Source organism: Thalassotalea psychrophila (genome assembly GCF_031583595.1).
In the GTDB taxonomy this organism is placed as follows: domain Bacteria; phylum Pseudomonadota; class Gammaproteobacteria; order Enterobacterales; family Alteromonadaceae; genus Thalassotalea_A; species Thalassotalea_A psychrophila.
In genome coordinates this window covers 2,260,314-2,281,251 of record NZ_CP134145.1, presented here as the reverse complement: position 1 = coordinate 2,281,251, position 20,938 = coordinate 2,260,314, and the positions used below count along the sequence as shown (strand labels likewise).

16 protein-coding genes are annotated in these 20,938 nt (G+C 38.5%); 13 read left to right on the top strand and 3 right to left on the bottom strand.

Annotated features, from left to right (window positions below; translation table 11 throughout):
• Positions 1-50: 50 nt before the first annotated feature.
• The 10 genes from RGQ13_RS09250 to RGQ13_RS09205 all read left to right on the top strand — a co-directional run bounded on the left by RGQ13_RS09250 (position 51) and on the right by RGQ13_RS09205 (position 11,653).
• Complete coding sequence (locus RGQ13_RS09250) at positions 51-1,775, top strand: alkaline phosphatase family protein (RefSeq protein WP_348393264.1); 1,725 nt, start codon at positions 51-53, stop codon at positions 1,773-1,775.
• Positions 1,756-2,604, top strand: a complete 849-nt coding sequence (locus RGQ13_RS09245) for a formylglycine-generating enzyme family protein (protein ID WP_348393263.1) — start codon at positions 1,756-1,758, stop codon at positions 2,602-2,604. The genes RGQ13_RS09250 and RGQ13_RS09245 overlap by 20 nt, the downstream gene beginning before the upstream one ends.
• 1 nt (position 2,605) lies before the next feature.
• Entirely contained in the window at positions 2,606-4,861 is a 2,256-nt protein-coding gene (locus tag RGQ13_RS09240) for a multiheme c-type cytochrome (protein ID WP_348393262.1), read from the top strand.
• Positions 4,862-5,028: 167 nt separating this feature from the next.
• Positions 5,029-5,997 carry an AAA family ATPase gene (locus RGQ13_RS09235; RefSeq protein WP_348393261.1) on the top strand — a complete coding sequence of 323 codons (969 nt, stop codon included), beginning with the start codon at positions 5,029-5,031 and terminating at the stop codon, positions 5,995-5,997.
• A gap of 59 nt (positions 5,998-6,056) precedes the next feature.
• Positions 6,057-7,037 carry a DUF58 domain-containing protein gene (locus RGQ13_RS09230; protein ID WP_348393260.1) on the top strand — a complete coding sequence of 327 codons (981 nt, stop codon included), beginning with the start codon at positions 6,057-6,059 and terminating at the stop codon, positions 7,035-7,037.
• Complete coding sequence (locus RGQ13_RS09225; protein ID WP_348393259.1) at positions 7,037-7,543, top strand: DUF4381 domain-containing protein; 507 nt, start codon at positions 7,037-7,039, stop codon at positions 7,541-7,543. The genes RGQ13_RS09230 and RGQ13_RS09225 overlap by 1 nt, the downstream gene beginning before the upstream one ends.
• Complete coding sequence (locus RGQ13_RS09220) at positions 7,536-8,567, top strand: vWA domain-containing protein (protein ID WP_348393258.1); 1,032 nt, start codon at positions 7,536-7,538, stop codon at positions 8,565-8,567. The genes RGQ13_RS09225 and RGQ13_RS09220 overlap by 8 nt, the downstream gene beginning before the upstream one ends.
• Positions 8,564-9,526: a VWA domain-containing protein gene (locus RGQ13_RS09215; protein ID WP_348393257.1), complete on the top strand. Its 963-nt coding sequence runs from the start codon at positions 8,564-8,566 to the stop codon at positions 9,524-9,526. The genes RGQ13_RS09220 and RGQ13_RS09215 overlap by 4 nt, the downstream gene beginning before the upstream one ends.
• A gap of 104 nt (positions 9,527-9,630) precedes the next feature.
• Positions 9,631-10,275, top strand: a complete 645-nt coding sequence (locus tag RGQ13_RS09210; RefSeq protein ID WP_348393256.1) for a hypothetical protein — start codon at positions 9,631-9,633, stop codon at positions 10,273-10,275.
• A complete protein-coding gene (locus RGQ13_RS09205) occupies positions 10,265-11,653 on the top strand; it encodes a hypothetical protein (protein WP_348393255.1) in 1,389 nt (462 codons plus the stop codon). Before RGQ13_RS09210 ends, RGQ13_RS09205 begins: the two co-directional genes overlap by 11 nt.
• Before the next feature lie 16 nt (positions 11,654-11,669).
• On the opposite strand, the gene RGQ13_RS09200 is transcribed toward RGQ13_RS09205, so the two are convergent.
• Complete coding sequence (locus RGQ13_RS09200) at positions 11,670-12,599, bottom strand: LysR family transcriptional regulator (protein ID WP_348393254.1); 930 nt, start codon at positions 12,597-12,599, stop codon at positions 11,670-11,672.
• 687 nt (positions 12,600-13,286) lie between these two features.
• Between RGQ13_RS09200 and RGQ13_RS09195 the strand changes: the two genes are divergently transcribed.
• From RGQ13_RS09195 to RGQ13_RS09185, 3 genes are all read left to right on the top strand, one after another.
• On the top strand, positions 13,287-14,042 hold the full coding sequence (locus tag RGQ13_RS09195) for a hypothetical protein (protein WP_348393253.1): 756 nt from the start codon (positions 13,287-13,289) through the stop codon (positions 14,040-14,042).
• 143 nt (positions 14,043-14,185) lie between these two features.
• Positions 14,186-15,298: an efflux RND transporter periplasmic adaptor subunit gene (locus tag RGQ13_RS09190; RefSeq protein WP_348393252.1), complete on the top strand. Its 1,113-nt coding sequence runs from the start codon at positions 14,186-14,188 to the stop codon at positions 15,296-15,298.
• A gap of 3 nt (positions 15,299-15,301) precedes the next feature.
• A complete protein-coding gene (locus tag RGQ13_RS09185; protein ID WP_348393251.1) occupies positions 15,302-18,436 on the top strand; it encodes an efflux RND transporter permease subunit in 3,135 nt (1,044 codons plus the stop codon).
• A gap of 108 nt (positions 18,437-18,544) precedes the next feature.
• Here RGQ13_RS09185 and RGQ13_RS09180 read toward each other — a convergent pair whose 3' ends face one another.
• Together RGQ13_RS09180 and RGQ13_RS09175 are read right to left on the bottom strand one after the other, a co-directional pair.
• Positions 18,545-19,585, bottom strand: coding sequence for a hypothetical protein (locus tag RGQ13_RS09180; RefSeq protein ID WP_348393250.1), 1,041 nt, complete (start codon positions 19,583-19,585; stop codon positions 18,545-18,547).
• Between the two features lie 57 nt (positions 19,586-19,642).
• A complete protein-coding gene (locus RGQ13_RS09175; RefSeq protein ID WP_348393249.1) occupies positions 19,643-20,902 on the bottom strand; it encodes an OmpP1/FadL family transporter in 1,260 nt (419 codons plus the stop codon).
• Positions 20,903-20,938: the final 36 nt, after the last annotated feature.

Below are 20,938 nucleotides of genomic sequence, written 5' to 3'. Positions count from 1 at the left end.
CAAACCAACATAAATTTCTATCCAAACACAATATATCAACAGGGTTATCTATGAAAACTTTTCATTTCGTTAAATGCAATATGCGACAAGCTTTGATTTACTTCTCTTTAGCATGTGCAGTTTTCTTTTTTCCAATGATGGATGTATCTTTGGCTGCGCAAAATGCTAAACCGAAATTAATCTTACAAATAACCGTTGATCAGTTGCGTGGTGATATGCCCTTTCAACATCAAGATAGATTTGTTGACAATGGCTTTAACTATCTTCTAAAACAAGGGACTGTATATAGAGATGCTCACCATAACCATGCAAACAATGAAACGGTTGTTGGTCACGTTACTTTAGCGACCGGCGCTTATCCATCCAGCCACGGTTTAATCGGTAATATTTGGTATGACCGTAAAGCAGGTACCACGGTTTATAATATAGAAGATCCAAAATATCATTTGCTGTCGAAAAATGCAGACGTTGATAAAAAAACGGAAATTGATCCAACCCAAAAAGCCGCCAATGTCGATGGCCGCTCACCAAATACAATCAGTAGCTCTACATTTTCTGACGAAATTCTTATTGCCAGTGCTGGAAAATCGAAAGTATTTGGCGTTTCAATAAAAGATAGAGGCGCTGTATCTATGGCTGGCCACGGTGGTAAAGCGCTTTGGTTTTCAAAGGCAAAACAAGAGTTTGTGTCGAGTAGTTATTACTATGAAGAATACCCAAGTTGGGTAACTGATTGGAACGCAAAAAAACTTCCAGCAACGTATTTGAATAAGAAGTGGGAATTGTTACACGATAAAAAAAGTTATTTATTTGCCGATAAAGATGATAACAAATGGGAAATGGATTTAGCCAAATATGGCAGAACATTTCCACACTCCTTTGGCGATTCCAAGTACTTTAGTACCCTACTTACCATAAGTCCTGTTGGTGATGAGCTAACCGTAGATTTTGCCAAACAACTCATTATCAATGAAAAGTTGGGTAAGGATAATGTTACTGATTATTTGTCGATCAGTTTATCTGCAACTGATTATATTGGTCATTTTTTCGGGCCTTCTAGCCTTGAAAGTGAAGATAATTTATTAAGGTTAGACAAAACATTAGCTGATTTATTAAGCTTTATTGATAAGCAGGTTGGTTTAGATAATACCATTATCGTGTTATCAGCAGACCATGGTGGTCCCGATGCTCCTGGTTATTTACAAGAGCAGCAACTGCAAGGTAAAAACGTAAATCAAAACAAGTGGGAAGATTTTGCACCTATCGTTAATGTTAAAAAGACACTAGGCATCAAAGAAGACTTAATTGAAGGCTACCATCACCCATACATCTACCTTAACCATAACGTGATAGACAAACACAACTTACCTCTGGCTGACGTACAGAATCGAATTGCCAGAGCTATACTTTTAGATAAAGACGTGTACAGAGCGATTGCCAGTAACAATATTGAACGTGGCTCATTAAGTAATACCAAACTCAACACGGCCGTAATAAACAATTATTACCCTGGTCGTTCTGGTGATATATACATCGTTTATAAACCGCAAGAATTTATCAATGACCTTGATGGCCTAAAAGTAACTTCGGTTCACGGCGCTCCTTGGACGTACGATACATTTGTGCCAGTTATCTTTGCAGGTCCAGGTATAACAGCAAAACATATCTATCGAAGAGTGGAGACTGTTGATGTAGCACCAACATTATCTGCACTACTAAATATTAAACCACCATCAGCATCAGAAGGAAAAATCCTTGAAGAAATTTTTAAGTAAGGTTAATCTTAAACTAACATGTTTTACTATATTTTTTATAGTCTTAGGTCACAATGCAAATGCCAGTGACGACATAGAAAATGGTACAACAGATGGTAAAGCAGTAGTTGCACATACTCTTTCTAGCACAGCTAAAAACGCTCTATTAAACGATATGATTTGGGTTGAAGGTGGAAGTTTTTTAATGGGCTCTGACGCACCTACGGCAAGAAACAGAGAAAATACCGTACATACAGTTAGCCTTGATGGCTTTTACATTGGCAAAACTGAAGTTCAAGCTTTACTGTGGGAAGAGATTATGGGATGGAATACAGCTTACTTTACCTGTGCTACCTGCCCTATGAATAACATTAGTTGGTTTAATGTGCAGATTTTCATTGAACGTTTGAACAAAGCAACAGGAATGGAGTTTCGTTTACCTACAGAAGCGGAATGGGAATATGCCGCAAGAGGTGGGCAGAAGTCGAAAGGCTTTATTTACAGTGGTTCAAACGATATCGCCGATGTTGCCTGGTATCAAGCGAACTCAAAAAATAGAAGCCAACCGGTCGCTTTAAAGCAACCAAATGAGTTAGGTTTATACGATATGACGGGGAACTTATGGGAGTTTTGCCAAGACGATATGGATCGAAATACCTACAGTAAAAAGCCAAGGACCAACCCACTTTTCGTGCGTTCAACAGATCCTAAACAAAAAACCATGAAGGTTATTCGTGGCTCTGGCTATGAGTTTGACCCTGATGAATCAGAAGTATATCGTCGTGATGGCGCTACCAACAACGTTCGCATGCCCGACATTGGCTTTCGTTTAGCTTTGAGTAAGAAATAATATGAGATCAACTTATCAGCTTTTAACATTAATTATAATAAATTTAGTATTACTAATATTAAGCTGCAAAGTTATTGCCGCAGAATACGTGGGCACAGAGCAATGTACTGATTGCCACAATGAACAAGCTAAAGCATGGCAAGGATCTCACCATGATATGGCTATGCGCCATGCCAAGCCAGACTCAGTACTAGGCGACTTTAATAATGTTAGTCTTGAATTTAGAGGAAAAACCAATCGCTTTTACATGAAGCAAGACCAGTACTGGGTAAATATAGAAGGCCCTGATGGAAAGTTTCATGATTACCAAATTAAATACACCTTCGCCTATGAACCCCTGCAGCAATACATGGTGGAATTTAGCGATGGTCGAGTACAGCTGATCCCTTTTGCCTGGGATTCCCGTACGAAGGATAATGGTGGTCAGCGCTGGTTTGATTTATACCCACAATTTACTCAGAATCATCAAGAATATTTTTGGACCAACAATGGCCAAAACTGGAATTACATGTGTGCTGATTGTCATTCTACCGATGTTAAAAAGAATTTCGATGTAAAAACCAATACTTACAAAACCAGTTTTAAAGAAATAAACGTGGGCTGTGAGGCGTGTCATGGTCCCGCGAGTGAGCATTTAACCTGGACCGACAGTGCAGACAAAAAGGTAAAATTTTCTGGCTTTAAGCGCAACATAACAAAATCAGTAAGTAACTGGGTATTAGAACAAGGCAAAACCACATTAACTCCAGAGAAAATAGAACATAGTGAGCAAACCCTAGTTTGTGCGCAATGTCATTCTCGGCATGTACAAATAAGTGATAAAGATCATGTCAAAAGCAAAGAATTTGGTGACAGGTACCTTTTAAGCCTATTAGAGCCAAACTTGTATTACCCGGATGGCCAAATTTATGATGAAGATTTTGTTTATGGCTCATTCTTACAAAGCAAAATGAGTAAGAATGGTGTGGTGTGCAGTAATTGCCATGATCCTCATAGCGCAAAGTTAACCATAGCTAAAGAATCCGTGTGTCTGCAATGTCACTTACCAAAAACCTATGCCTCCGAGCAACATCACCACCACAAAGACGACTCGGCCGGTGCACAATGTGTAAGTTGTCATATGCCTGAGACGACCTACATGCAAGTGGACGATAGAGCTGACCATGCATGGCACATACCTCGCCCTGATATAGCGGAAGCACTTGGTACGCCTGATACATGTTTAAGTTGTCATACTGATAAAACTAGCCAATGGAGTAAAGGCAACACTGAAAAATGGTACCCCGATTCTACAATAACCAGTGAACGTCATTTTGCTCCAGTATTTGCCGGTGCAGATAGAAATATGGCCAGTATGGCGACTCCCCTTTCACAAATTGCTCAAAACACTCATTACTCAGACATAGTAAGAGCTTCTGCGTTAGCACGGATGCAACCCTTTGCTGATACAAATACTTTGATTGCCATTGCACGAGGTGCAAAAAGCCCTGATAGTACTATACGTGTAGGTGCAATTAGAGGCGCAATAGGCATACGAGGCGCAGAACGTTGGAGAGTTGTTGCTCCTTTATTGGCAGATAAAGTGCTAAGCGTTCGTACCGAAGCGGCTCTGGCATTGATCCCTTTATGGAGTGAACTTTCTGCCGCTAATAAAGAACACTTAACTCCTGCATTAAACGAATATATTGATGTCCAAAACTTTAATAGTGATAGAGGTTATGCCCATACTAATAAGGGCAATGTTTATACCCATCAAGCACTATATAATAAAGCCGAATCGGCTTACAAAGAAGGCATACGAATAGAACCTATTTTTGCTAATGCCTATATAAATTTAGCCGATTTATTTCGACGCCAAAATCAGGACGGTAAAGCTATTTCCGTTTTAGAACAAGGTATGCGAGCAATACCAGATAATGGCAATTTTGCTTATAGTATTGGTCTGGCTCATATTCGTAAAAAACAGACACCTCAAGCAATTGAACGCTTTAAACAAGCTATTGAAATAGAACCAGAAAATGAGAATTTTCATTATGTTTATGGTTTAAGTGTTGAATCAACGTCAAAAGCCAAAGCGCAACAAGCATTGCAGAAAGCTTATGAGATAGGCGGCAACCCACAATACCTCTATGGTCTGTGTGACATGCTGATCAGACACAAGGCTTTTCAAGCTAAACATTGCTTAAGTGAGTTAGCAACTGTAGCGCCAAAAAACGTGGTTGATCAGTTGCAACAAAAACTTGATAACAATAAGTAGCTTTTACTGAACAAACGAGACATGAAGCTACTATAAACAATACTAATAGTACTAGTTAAATAATTAACTTTAATGACATTATGTATCGTTTACACTGTAGTTATATGAACAACATACACGCCACGAAAGTGATATTAGTGTTTAATTTACAAATATAGGATCAGATTATGAGCAAAAGCTTTGAAGCCCTACAACAATTAAAAGCTCAAATTCAAACCTCGGTTATTGGACAATCCCACGTTATTGAGTCATTACTGCTTGCCTTATTAACTAACGGTAATGTGCTATTGGAAGGGTTACCAGGCACAGCAAAAACCCGTTCGATTAAAAGCCTTGCCAGTACCTTAAGTGTTGACTTGGGTAGGGTACAATTCACCCCTGATCTATTACCTTCAGATGTTACAGGCACAGAGGTTTATCAAGAAGTTGATGGCAAACCCGTGCTTACCTTTCAACAAGGGCCGATATTTAATAATTTGTTGTTGGCTGATGAGATCAATCGCTCACCGGCTAAAGTTCAAGCGGCATTGCTAGAAGCAATGGAAGAAAGGCAAATAACAGTTGCCGGCAAAACCTATAAACTGCCTGATTTGTTTATGGTCTTAGCGACGCAAAATCCAGTGGAGCAAGAAGGTACCTACCCTCTGCCAGAGGCTCAGATGGACAGGTTTATTATGAAAATAAACCTCGAATATCCAGATGATGATGCCGAAGCGCAAATCATAAAACTGGTACGCTCTGAAGAAATGACAAACACCATGCAGATTGAGAAAATTGATCCTCAACATATTTTTAATGCGCGCGAAGAAATTCATGCGGTGCAAATGAGTGACACCATTGTTGACTATTTAGTGGCTATAGTCATGGCAACCAGAAAACCTGAACGTTACCCTGACTCGCCATTGCAACATTGGATCAGTGTTGGCTCTAGCCCTAGAGCTAGTATTGCCCTGGATAAATGCGCAAGAGCCCAAGCCTGGTTAAACGGTAAGGACTTTGTTGATCCTGATGATGTTCGGTCTATCGTCCATGCGGTCCTCCGCCACAGGTTAATGCTCAGTTACGATGCGTTAGCTGATGGCATTACGGCCGATCAGGCAATTGATGAAATTTTACGGCAAGTGGCAACCGCGTAACTTAACCATTTAATACGCAACTTTAGACTTAACGCACGCTATAAGAGTGAAATTCTTTAATGAAAAAAGATAGGTCAAATGCAAGCGATACTCCAGATGACAGTACTGGCGCAGCAGTTAACAAGAGCAAAAACGTTTACGTTGATATTAACGATTTGCGTCGCTTACAGCATCAGGCAAAAGGCTTTTCATTTTTAACAAAACAACCGGTTAACAGTGCTCTAAGTGGTAAAAACGTCTCAAAATTACGTGGTAGAGGCCTGAACTTTGAAGAACTACGTCATTATCGTCCCGGCGATGATATTCGAAGTATGGACTGGAAGGTTACCCGTCGCACTGGTAAGCCTCATATTAAAGTGTATACAGAAGAGCGTGAGCGCAATGTGTATTTAGTGGTTAATCAATCAAGTTCAATGTTTTTTGGTAGCACAAATAAAATGAAATCGGTCATTGCTGCTGAAATCTCGGCGTTAATGGCGTGGAAAGTTACTGACAGCGGTGATCGCATAGGTGCAATCATTTTTAATGATACCAAGGTAAAAGTTGTGCCGGCCAAACGAGGCAAACAACATGTTGTTAACGTTTTAACCGAGGTGGTTAAAATGAACCACCAGTTGAAAGTAGGTAAAGGCCGGGAGTCTAATGCTAATTCAATCAATGAAGCCTTGATTAAACTCAGCCACATTTGTGGTCATAATGCTTTGATCATAATTGTAGGTGATGGTCACGGTTGGGATACTAAAAGTACACAGTTAATAAAAAACATTCGTCAGCATAATGACGTTATCGCCTGCCAAATATATGATCCACTCGAACAGCAACTTCCAGAAATGAGTAATATGGTGGTTAGTGATGGCGAAAAACAAATTCAGTTTTCTTCTTTAAACCGTAACACGCAAGATAAATACCGGGCCAGTATAGAACAACAAGAAAACCGATTTGAATCTGCGACAAGAAAAAACCGCATCCCTTTGCTTTTTTTAAATACCTTAGAGCCTATAGAGAAACAGCTCCGTAAAGAGTTAGGTAAGGTAGGCTAATGAGACTTTTTCCTGAGCCATGGGGCAATTACTTAGTTTTAGATATCATTGAAACCAGTCAACCGGATGCGATTAGTTGGTGGCCGACTACCATAGGTTGGCAATTGCTGTTCATTATTATTTTATTACTAGCGTTCAAACGAATTTATTTTGCCATTAAACATTATCAAGAAGATGCTTATCGACGTGATGCATTAAAGTGCCTTTTTGAAATTAAACATTCAAGGAGCCAACACTCTTATTTAACTCATAATCAACTCCCCGCCCTGCTTCGTGCCAGTGCTTTACATGCGTTTGGTCGAAATGACATTACCCAGCTTAGTGGTAAAGACTGGGAGGAATGGCTTGATCAACAATGTGAGCAAAGTAATTTTAAAAAGAATTGTTCAGGCATTTTACACCAACTATCCTACAATCCTGGCTTTGAAATCAGCCCAGAGCAGCTGAACAGTGTGATCAATGAAATTAGTCTGTGGTTAAAATTCCATAGGAGGTTAAATGATTGAATTTGTTTATCCTTGGTTTTTTGTATTGATACCGTTCCCAATTCTAATCTTTTGGTTAGCTCCTGTTTATAAAGAACGAAAACAGTCGCTGCAGGTGCCTTATTTTGAGCGATTAGTCGATGTAACCGGTGAAACCCCGCAACATGGCGCTGTAATTTTAAATCGAAAGCTTCTGCAAGGCGTGATTGTGCTAATTTCATGGCTGTGTATTGTTATTGCGATGGCAAAGCCTGAAATAGTTGGTCAACCTATCACTCAGCAAAAATCTGCCAGAGATCTTATGGTCGCCGTAGATTTATCTGGTTCAATGGCAGAGCAGGACTTTACCAACCAGCAAGGTCAAACCATAAACCGTTTAGATGCGGTAAAAAATGTACTTTTTGATTTTACTAAAGGCAGAGAGAGTGATCGTTTAGGGCTTATTTTATTTGGTAATGCTCCTTATTTGCAGGCGCCGTTTACAGCCGATATAGATACCTGGCTTGATTTATTAAAAGAATCAGATATAGGTATGGCCGGTCAAAGTACGGCTTTTGGTGATGCCATAGGATTAGCCATTAGTGTCTTTGAAAATGAGCAAACAGAGCACCGGGTGTTAATTGTACTCACCGATGGTAATGACACTGGTTCAAAAGTACCGCCAATAGATGCGGCAAAAGTTGCCGCTGCATACAACATTAAAATATATACCATTGCAGTAGGTGATCCTGAAGCTGTAGGTGAAAAGAAAGTAGATTTAGCTGTACTTGATGAAATTGCAAACGTAACCGGCGGTGCGGCTTTCGAAGCACTTAACAGAGAAGAGTTGCAGCAAGTTTATCAACAAATCGACAAGCTTGAACCACAATTGTTTGACAGTAAGTCATTTCGACCAAGAACGAGCGCTCATCATTACCCACTTATGGTGATGTTAGTACTCTATTTACTGGCGTTTACTATTGTAAATTTAGTTTTTGCTTATAACAATCGTAAAGTAAAACGACTAAATGAATCAAACATTGCATCAGGCAAGGACGTATTATGAACGAGTTAATGCAGTTTCAACACTTTCATTTTTTACGACCCTTTTGGTTATTGGCGCTTATCGTTGGGTATTGGTTAATCAATGCGTTTATTAAACGCAGTGATACTTTAGCAACTTGGCGCCCTATTATGTCAACAGAAATGATTGACCACCTCAACGTAGAAGGAAATACCAATCATTGGTTATCACCTAGAAGGTTAGGTCAATACTGCTTGTTTTTACTGTGTTTAATTTTATCAGGCCCAACTTGGCAGCAACAACCGTCGCCTCTAACTGAAGACAATTCAGCCTTAGTGATAGCGTTAGACGTGTCAAAAACGATGCAGCAGAGTGATGTGCAGCCATCTCGTTTAGCACGAGCTAAACATAAAATCATAGAACTACTTGAATTGCGAGGTGACAGTAACACTGCCCTAATAGCCTATTCAGGTAGTGCCCATACGGTAATGCCAATTACTAAAGACACAGAGATGATCAGCCACTTTTTAGATGCCTTGGATAGCAATTTAATGCCAATGCAAGGCAAGCTACCCGAAAAAGTATTACCTATTACGGAATCTATGTTGTCCCCTACTAAAGTTCCTGGTTCGTTATTATTGATTGGCGATGGTGCTACCGCAGAAACAGTGGCAAAATTTTCTGATTTTTTTAATGTTCAACCACATCAATTGGTTGTCTGGGCCATAGGAAACACAGAACAAACACTGGATACAGATAAAAACATCATCCCTATACAACTGGCCCAACTACAAAATTTAGCCGATGAAAGTGGTGGTCGAATCGTTGAGCTTACACACGATAACCAAGATGTTGAACGAGTAAACCGTTTTATTGAAAATAATCTAGTGATCGTAGAAGACGCTGGTCGCCCGTGGCTTGATGCCGGTTACCCGCTGGTATTCGTCCTTGCGTTAATGTTTTTATTTTGGTTTCGTCGAGGCTGGACTCTGCAATGGTAAATTCTCTCCACCAACAAATTATAATTCGATTTAAGTTAAATCACCCTGTTATAAGCAAGGTGAAAACTATATATAACAAATACAAAATATATTTCATTTGTGTAATGCTCATTTTACTTGCAGGTTTTGTTTACGTTAAACCTCAACAATTTGCCAATATTTGGTTGACCAAAGACCAACAAGGACAAATATTATTCAAACTTGAAAAGTATGACCTTGCCGCCAAAGTGTTTACCAATACACGATGGCAAGCATTTAGCTTATACGGAGCAGAGCAATTTGAACAAGCTTCATTACTGTATAGTCAATACGATCATGTCGGTGACAGGTTAGCCAAAGGTAATGCTTTAGCCCACGCTAGGCGTTATGTTAAAGCACGAGCTGTGTATCAAGCAATCTTAAATGACTACCCAGAGAATAGCGCCGCATTACAAAACTTAGCGATTGTTCAAGCGATAATCGATGAAGTCAATCGAATGTCTGAAAGCCAAAAAGCTGAGGAAGGAGATAGCCCTAAAGAGCTCGGTGATGAACCACAAACGGGAGAAGGTGCAGACAAAAAAGAAGCGCAAACTCAAGAAATAGAACAACTTTCCGCTGAGCAATTGTTACTTGATGCCAATCTTAATGATATGTGGCTGCGTCAAGTTCAAAAGAATCCGGCCCAATTCTTGGGACAAAAGTTCCACATGCAATTGCAAAGGCAGGAAAGCGAATTAAACGCTAAAGGGGCTGAAAATGATCAATAAAAGCACTTTTACAATTACCGTTAAGTGTTTGCTGATGGCCAAAAAAGTGATACGTTCAATTGCAAAATTAGTTGTTTTATTTACTTTTTTGTTTAGTTTTTCAAATTCCGTTTATGCAAATGACCTACAACAGTTAGTGAACAGCGATCAATTAACAATTTCAGCAAAAATTAAAAATGATGACAATATTATTGCCAAACAACCGGTAGTAATAGAGATACACATCGCGACCAACCGCTGGTTTGCTGGAGGAATATCAGTTGTACCTTTTGCAATAGAAGAAGTAGTTATGCTTGCCAACAATGAAGTGGTTATTAATGGCAGCAAGCGAATAGACGGTGAAACATGGGCCACCCAGCTTAGGGAAATAACCTTGTACCCAATGAAAGCCGGTACGTATACATTACCAAGTATCGAGGTAAACATCTCAGTAAACCAGGCATCAGGTCCAAATGCCTCGGGAAAATTATATACTGAAAAGTTAAGCTTTAATGCCCATCTACCGCCAGAGCTCGAGCCATATGCAGATTACGTGGTCACTTCAAATTTAAGCATTAATGTTGAAAATGGAACAGAGTCACCACAGGAAGTCGAGATAGGTAATGCGATTACCCGAACAATAACATTCTCTGCGGAAAATGTACCTGCAATGATGTTGCCACAACTGACTAAACCAGAATTAGAAGGCGTAAGTATTTACCAAAAGCCTGCAAATTTGACTGATCAAAGCAATCGAGGGGTTCTTATAGGTAAGCGCATAGAATCGTTTACCTACTACTTTGAACAAGTTGGAGATTATACCTTAGCCGAGCAACATTTTTATTGGTGGAACACTGTCGAACAGCAATTAGAAACAGTGATTCTACCTGAAGTGACTTGGTCTGTTGTTGGTGACAGCTCTTTTAAGTTAACTCAATACATCGACTTTTCAGGAAAACTGTTTAGCCTGAAAACCTTAATGATGACGTTTATAACGTTACTCACTTTAACCTTATTGGTAACAACTATCGTCGCCACTATCCGCAATAGAGTTGCCTTAGTACGTTTCTACAAAAAAATAACCCGGCAACAGTATCGTCAACAAAAAAAGCTATTTTTAATGGCACTTAGCAATAAGGATTATCAACAAGCTTGTGCCATCCTTTACCTGATTATTGATGCTGACATAGATGATATTGAAACGTTAAAGCAGTACTTTGAGCATAGTGAGGAAAAACAAATATTGATTGCTCAATTATTACAAACAGCCTATAGAACCGGTGAAGGTAATAAGCTTGCCATTACGGTTTTGCAAGGTAAAAAATTACTACTTGGCAATAGAAAAAACAATAAAACCAAAAATTTAAATTATAAAGATTTAATTAAATTGAATAAATAAACCTGTCGATATTATTTTAATCAAGTCGTTTTAGTTCTTTGCAGCTTTCAATAATGACACTTCGAAGCCATTTGTGTGACTGAAAATGTTCCATTGCCCAATGCCAACTCATATAAGCATCCATATTTTTGGTATAAAATGGCGGTTTGAACCAAATATAGTCTTGGTAGTTTATCATTGAAGCTAGCATTCCAAGGGGCATGATACAAAGATAATCCGTCACTCCAACAATCTCAATAATATTTCTGATACTACTGTTGGTGTAGCGAATTTCCCTAACTATTGGTAAATCTTTAATTGCTTTAAGCAGTGGATAAATATTATCTGATCTTGGTGTTATAGCGGCATGAAACTCTGCCATATATTGTTCTACCGTTATTTCTTTAAGACCCTGTAACCTAGGATGATTCTTTCTTGCCATGATGTATAGATCGTCGCTAAAGATAGCTTCTTGATGGCAACTTGTTTGCTCACCTTTCAAATAATCGATATGCAAATCGTATACTCTGTCGCGCAATGACTTTTCAATATCTTCAACAAGATCAGAAGTTACAGTGACAGAGATATTAGGTGCAATTTGAGCAAGCTTTTTAATGACATTGGTCATGAATAATTTATGTGCTACGCCTAAAATATTGACGTGAAAATGTTTATTCGATGTTTTTGGGTCAAACTTATCTTGTTCAGGTAAAGTGTGTAACACATTGTTCAAAATAACTTCAACCCCTGGATAAATCGACTCTGCTTTTAAAGTAGGTTCCATTTTTCCCCCTTTACGTTCAAACAGGGGATCATTATAAAGGGAGCGTAGTCTCTTCAACGCTTGTGAAACAGCAGGTTGGGTCATTCCTAAGTTTTCGGCTGTGTGACTTAAATTTTTGTCTCGCATTAACGCTGAAAATACCGGCAATAAATTTAGATCAATATTTCTCATATTTCGTGACAAATTTTTTCCTTAATTAAAACATAATATTGAAGAATAGTAGACAAGTATAAAGGAACAACAATTAACCTACTATAAGCTGTAATTATAGCGCTAAAAACATAATTAATTTCTTTTTTGCTTATTTTGTATCTAAAATGCAACCAAATGTAGCGGAATGATTAATACTGTAACGCCCTACTTTATTAATCAATTTTATTTTTACGATATTTTTGAAATTTATACAGAGGATAGGACCTTGAACATAATTAGCAAAACTTTACACTGCAACCCTATTTGGTACATAGTTATCTTCAGCGCTTATACTCTGTTAAGATTAGCCAGTACAAATTTAATGTAATGAAAATTCAACCTTAAAATAAACCATTATTGTACTCTAAATACACACAAGACTCGTTCTTAAAAGAAAGGTTCAAGTTGTTATTTATCTATTCGAAATAAAAACTACAGCCAAAGCAATATTTACATCTCACTTACCACCTCATAACCAGTACACTACAAGCCATCAACTCTCAGGCAACATGAGATACAACATTATTCAGAGACATTCTTAATTAACTTGCTGATATATATGCACTATTACTTTTATTTATAGGACTATATATTTAATTTGGTTCTAACTATTTTCTAAATGACTAAAATGCGCACATAAATATTCACAATATTGCTTAAATCACTTGGAAAATTAGCATGAAATTAAATACAAAAGCATTAAGTTTAGCAGCACTGACAAGCATATCTACTACGGTACAAGCCGACGATTGGGACTTTCAAATAGAGCCTTATATTATGGCAACAACCATCGATGGTGATGCCACCGTAAACCGAGCTCCTAATACTGAACTTAGCGTTAACTTTGACACGATATTGAACAACCTGGAAAGCGGTGCAATGCTTCATTTTGAAGCACATCACACCTCCGGTTGGGGCATGGTATTTGATTATGGTTATATGGATTTAGGCGGTACTAAGAAAAATGACAATGGAAGCCGAATCAAGGCTGACGTTCGCCAAGGTGTTTTTGAAGGATTAGCAGTTAATAGAACCGAAATTGCCAATGGTCACGTTGATATTATTGCTGGTTTTCGTTGGTGGGATAATGATCTTGAAGCATCATTTAACCCTGGTTTCACCTCTGGTAGCATTTCCATAGAAGAGAAAGCTGACTGGATGGACCCCGTTATAGGTCTTCGCGTACAACAAAAATTTGCTGAAAACTGGACGTTTCAGGCTCACCTAGATGTTGGCGGTTTCGGTATCGGTGCTGATTTTACCTCTACTGTGAAAACAGGTGTTTTATATAACATAAATGATCTTATGACCCTAGATTTAAATTATAAAGCGACGTGGGTAGATTTTGACGAAGGTTCGAAAGGTCAACCTGGATACTTTCAATATGACACCGTCACCCATGGACCTAGCATAGGCCTGATTTTTAACTTTTAATTTTTGCGATGCAGGTGGGCAAAGAGTGATTGTCCAATGCATTTAATATTGATTAACAATTCGCAGCTATACTTAAGTTCTGGGAATTCAATGATCAATTTGTTACTGAATTTATTTTTTGATTAAATTTATTGGATATACAAATGAAAACATTAAACAGAAAAGCTTATTTAAATAAAGCCATTCTATTACCAATCGTGCTTCTTGTCGGTTGTTCTAAACCTGTAATTGAAGAAGTTAAAGACGTAGTTCGTCCAGCAACACTTTATACTGTGAATGATCATACAAGTAGTTTTGATCAGAATTTTCCAGCGTTAATTAAAGCATCAAATGAAACGGAATTAGCATTTCGTGTTGGTGGTGAATTAATTGAAGTTAATGTTGTAGCAGGTTCATTAGTTAAAAAAGGTGATGTTATTGCTAAAATGGACCCAACTGATTTTAAAGTTAACGTTGCAACTGCAAAAGCACAATTTAATTTAGCCGAAAAAACATTCCTTCGGTTTAAACGCATGCTGTCATTAGAATTGACCTCGCAAGCACAATTTGATGAAGCTGAAGCGCAAAAGATTTTAGCAAAAGTTAATTTAGAAAATGCTGAAAACAACTTAGCCTATACTATTCTTCGTGCTCCATATGATGGCAAAATCTCGAGTAAAAACGTGCAAAATCATGAAGCAGTAAAAGCGAATAATACTGCCTTTGTATTACATGATGAAGATGGCATCGATGTTAGTTTTCAACTACCAGAGTCGATTCTTAGCCGGATATCGCAAGGGTCGAAGTCATATAGGCCAGCAGTAATTTTTACATCATCAGAAATACTGCAAGACAAAGAGTTTAGAGCAACCTTTAAAGAAATTGATAACCAACCAGACCCTCGTTCACGTTCATACACTGTTGTTTTGCATATGGATAAACCTGAAGGCGTTTACTTGGCTCCAGGCATGACCGCCAATGTAAAAATTGAATTGGATCATGTTATTTCAAACATTGATAAATACTCTTTAGTACCTATTGAAGCAGTATTCTCTCCGGCAGAAACCAATCCAGAAGATAAACAATTTGCGGTTTGGAAAGTGAATCAAGAAACAATGCGAGTAAGCAAACAATTAATAACAGTAAATGGTTTAAGCAGTAAAGGCATGCAAGTTACAACCGGCCTAAAACCAGGTGATGTTATTGTTGCTGCAGGTGTAAACTCTTTAGTAGATGACACTAAAGTAAGAGCATGGATTAAAGAGCGAGGTATTTAAGCCATGACTACCACTAATTTACAACAAACCAAGACAGGTGGCGGAATAGCCGGCTTCTCAATGAAGAATTCCCTTGTAAGCTGGATGATTACCATCATTCTTTTGTTTGGCGGAATACTACATTTCTTTGAATTAGGTCAGTTAGAAGATCCTAACTTTACCATTAAAAATTCAGTAATTGTTACCTTATATCCTGGCGCTTCTGCACAACAAGTAGAAGAAGAAGTTACGCATGTGTTAGAAAGTGCGTTGCAGAATATGAAACAGGTAGATTATATTGCCTCATGGTCAAGTAATGGCTTGTCTCAAATTGATTTTAGAATCCCTAAAACTGTAACGCCTGAAAACGTCCAACAAGTATGGGATGATATGCGCAGAAAGATTTCTGACGTACAACACCTGTTACCTAAAGGTGCTTCAACTCCAATGATCAACGATGATTTTGGTGATGTTTACGGTATGATGCTGCAAATCAAAGGTGATGGTCATAACTTAGCTAAAGTTAAAGAATATGCAGATTATTTAAAACGTGAAATTCTTATTGTCGACGGTGTAGGTAAAGTTGCAATAAGTGGCGATGCGCAAGAACAGATATTTATCGAAATTGACCGCGCTAAGGTCGCAAATCAAGGCATAACAACTAATACCATTTCGCTTGCTCTTGCAAACCAAAATGTGGTGTCTAATGCTGGTGACATTCATATGGGCGAAGAAGTAGTTCGTTTTAGCCCAACAGGTGAATATCAAACTATTGACGATTTAAAAAATACCGTGTTAAGCCCGATAGGATCGTCTAATTTAGTTTATTTATCTGATGTTGCTAATGTTTACAAAGGATTTAAAGATAAGCCGACAAAAGTTATCTCTTTAAATGGACAACAAGCGATAAGTTTTGGTATTTCATTTGCCCCTGGAGTAAATGTAGTTACCATTGGCAAGCGTGTTCAAGAACGATTAACAGAACTTGAAGAAATGCGCCCTATTGGTATCGACTATGAATTTGTTTACAATCAGCCAGCGCAAGTGGATAAATCAGTTAAAGGCTTTTTAGGAAACTTACTTGAAGCCTGTGTCATTATCTTCTTTGTATTGTTATTTACAATGGGCCGAAAAGCTGGGTTGTTAATTAGCTTTATTTTAGTTGTTACAATATCTGGTACGTTTATTTTAATGGAAATGAAAGGTATTCAGCTGCAACGGATCTCACTAGGCGCATTAATTATTGCTTTAGGTATGTTGATTGATAATGCCATCGTTATTGTCGAAGGCCTTATTATTGGCATGGAAAAAGGCAACTCTAAATGGGACTCGATGATTGCCATTGTAAAACAAACGCAATACCCATTATTGATTGCCACGGTTATTGCAGTACTTGCCTTTGCACCTATTGGTTTATCTCCAGACTCAACCGGTGAGATTGTCGGTTCATTATTCTGGGTATTAAACTTTTCATTATTCTTAAGTTGGGTAACGGCAGTAACAATAACGCCATTCTTTTGTGATTTGTTGTACAAAGATGGCGAATTTGATGGTCATGGCGAGCAAGAGCATGACCCATACGGAGGCATAGTATTTAGGTCATTTAAGTCAATGTTGAATGTATGCATGCGTTTTCCATGGATCTTTACCATTGTAATGATACTTGCCCTGGTTATAGCTGGTAAAAGTTTTAAATTGGTTAAACCAGAATTCTTTCCAGCATCCACAGTTAAGCAATTTCAAATTGATGTATGGGATGGTTATGGCACTGACATTCGCACTATGGAAGATAAAGTTAAAGCGATTGAAAACTACCTACTAGAAATAGAAAAGGTTACGCAAGCCACGTCAGCCGTTGGCGGTGGACACGTACGTTTTATGTTGTCTTACGCTCCAGAGAAACATTTTGATAACTATGCAAACATTCTAGTTATGGTTGAAACACCAGATGATGTGGTACCAACAATTGCAAAAATCAAGCAGGAAGCTGTTGATAAATTTCCTGAATTAACGCTTAACTTGAAACGTTTCTCTGTCGGGCCGCAGCCTAAAGGTGCAGTCGAAGTACGTCTTACTGGTGCCGACCCACTAGTACTACGTCAACTTTCAGAAAAAGCTAAAACTATTATGCGTGCTACGCCTGGTACTGAAGCGGTAAGAGACGACTGGATGGCTCGCTCGAAAGTCATACGCCCTCTTTACAATGAAATAAATGGCCGACGTTTAGGTATTAGCAAAAAACAACTTGATGAAGCGATTCGTCAAAACTTCTCTGGCAGAACAATAGGACTTTATAAAGAAGGCACTAAGATGATGCCAGTGGTAAGCAGACCACCTGAAAATGAACGTTTATCATTAGAAAATCTGGGACAATTGAACATTTTCAGCGCTGCTAAACAAGACTATGTGCAAATTTCACAAGTTGTTGACGGCTTTGATATCACCTTTGAAGATGCCTATATTTTACGTCGCGATAGGATGCGTACCATTACTGCAATGGCCGATTATGATGTCACTAAAAATATTACCGCGGCAACAGTACGAAATGCCATGCTTGCTGATTTCGAGCAATTTGAAACAGAATTACCTGTTGGTTATTCAATGGCTTGGGGTGGAAAGCATGAGAAAAGCAGTGATGCTAAAAAGAATGTGTTAGCAACAATCCCTGCAGGCTACCTAGCTATGTTTCTCCTAACTGTTTTATTATTTAACTCGCTTAAAAAAGGTTTGGTCATTTGGTTTGTTGTGCCGTTATCAATCATAGGTGTTGTTGGTGGTTTACTATTGTTTGATATGCCATTTACGTTTATGGCCTTGCTTGGTGCGTTAAGTTTGACCGGTATGATGTGTCGTAATGGTATTGTATTGATCGACCAAATAAGTATTTATCAAGGCAAAGGGGCTGAAGATTACAAAGCTATTTTTGATGGCGCTGTATCAAGGGTTCGTCCAGTATCATTAACAGCGATAGCGGCAATATTAGGTATGATCCCACTATTACAAGATGCCTTCTTTAAAGCAATGGCAGCATCTATGATGGTTGGTTTAGCGGTTGCTACGTTCTTAATATTATTTGCAGTACCAGTATTTTATATGCTTATGTATAGAATCAAATACCGCCCACTGGCCGATATTGAAGCGGAAGGTTCATTAGAATAAGCTCTAATAACGCATTCATTAACAAAGGGATCTATTAGATCCCTTTTTTTTAAACGGATTAACAATTAATATTGGCGACATGAAGGCTTCTACGACTAATGCCGACCGTTAAAATTCAACAAATGGATTTGGCAAGACAGGGATAAACATAAATCGTAAATTCCAATCTACGCCTAAATCGTCAGGTCGTACAACGTTATATTGTAATTCGACAGCGACTCTTACCGGTAAAGGACCTAGTTGATATACATTTGAATAACCTAACCCCACAGGTAAAGTTAGTCGTTGTCCACCCGCGGCTTTCCAATCGTATTTGATATTAGGGCTCATACCGACAAGCTCAGTTGTACTCAACCGATAATTAACAAAATATTGAATATCCGTAAGGCTGGTGTCTGCACGGTCTTCATCGCCTGATTGTGACCACCAATGCTGAAAAAGAGCACCGCGATTCCAACCACCAGCATTTTTTGCTAAAGAAGCGACGAGAACCGCTGGTCCTACTTGATATTTACCTTGGCCAGTAACATCTTCTTCAGCAGTATCGAATATTTGCGTAGCACCAACCGCCCAAACAAAGCCATCAAGTTTACTTGGACCGACTAATGTTAAAAGTGCCGTATCACCCATACTGGATGTTCTATCACTAGGTGTTAATCCCCCTTGTTCACTTAAAGGGACCGATTGATATTGTAATACCGGACGAACAAGAAAATTCCAATCATCATCACCTATTTTAAATGGAAATGGCATTACCGGTTGGAACTTTGTTGAATTGACCATTTGACCACCCAGGTCATTATCATCAAGAAAATCACCCTCTAAATGAGACCAGTCATTTTGTAGCCAAATCATCCAAGCGTTACCAATAGGATTCGCCGTCATTTTTGCGATAATCTCTAAACGCTTCGCTTGTTGTTCAGGTGTTAGGCCATTACCTGAGCTGTCACTATCACTGGCGTATAAATAAAACTGATTGTTTTTAAGTTCACTAAAGTTATAGGAAGGTGAATTAAAAACAGAAGGAACAATTTCATCATGTTTGAACTGAAATGACGATATGTCTTCTATATCCTGCGCGAAGACTTGCATTGTAAAAAAACAAATAATGACAAGCGGTAAAGTATTGCGACTTCGAATGATATTCATTTTATTTCCTCAAATATAAGTATTTACTTCTAGTAAATTTACATAAAATGTTGGTTGTTAAAAATTAGAACTGTACCCTATGCTGAAAAAATGCATGGCTGAATCTTTGTATTCACCCGCTAACCGTCCAGTAAGAGGGCCTCGCTCTTGGTCTAGCTTAATATCACCTAACCATAATAATTCATAACCAATTTTTAATGATGACTGTTCGTCAAGGTCAAGCTTAGTACCAAAACCTAAACGGACACTGTCAGATAAAGGTAAATCTGGTGTGCGATATTTGTCTTCAACCATAGAGCTTTGATAGGTTGTTCCAAAGCTGAGCTGTAAGGTGTCACTCCATTGATATTGGCCACCAATTGAAGCTGCAACAACATCATCAAAGTTTTTTTCTAACGTTGATTGAATCCCTTCATTGGCATCAATATAGATATTTAATGTGCCAAATTTAGACCACTCCTGCCAAGATGCACTGGCAAGCATATTCCAATGGCTATTTATTTGATGAAATGCACTAAGGTTTATCGATTGCGGAAGAGTCATGGTGATATCAACAGAACTGCCCGTTAAGCCACTGCGGTTGAATATTCCTTGGTAAAACGGGCCAATATTTTTTACCGAAGCTACATCATCAAAGTCTAAATCTGTTTCGGTTAAATATTGCATGCCAAAACGGGTTGATTGACTTAGCTCGTACAAAACCCCAAAATTAAATTGATAAGATACTTCACTGTCCTCAAGGGTAATCTTTCCATCACCAAGTTGCGGGTCTAGGTTATTAACCGCTAAGGTTTGCCTTAAGGTGGAATACCCAACCACCACCCCAGCACCTACAGACCATTTATCGTTTACCTTGTATGCCACCGATGGCTGCAGACCCAAGGTTTGTAATATTGATTCATCAATATAATATCGTCCGGCCCACTCAATTCCATATTCAAGGCCTAGACCAAAATAACCGACCAGAGCCAGCCCCCATGAAAAATCATCGTTTACTTTGTTAGCGTAGTAAGCACCACCACTGGGAAGCACTGCTTCTGAATTATTTGTATGGCCTTGGGATGTTGCATCTTCATTTAAATCAAAATCAAGAGAGACATAGATCGGCATTAGCATCGCCTCGTACTGATCTTCAGTTAGCCGAGTCATACCTGCGGGATTGGTAAAAGCGGTAGAAGCATCCGCAGCACGAGCAGATATTCCTGCTCCAGCTAAGGAAACGTCTGTTGTATTTAATTCAGTTAGATACAAACTACTGGCATGTACCGTTGATGATAAAACACCGGTAAACAAGGTTAACAAACATAGGTTCTTCATAAATATTTTTAGTCTTTTTATTTGAATGTGTTAATT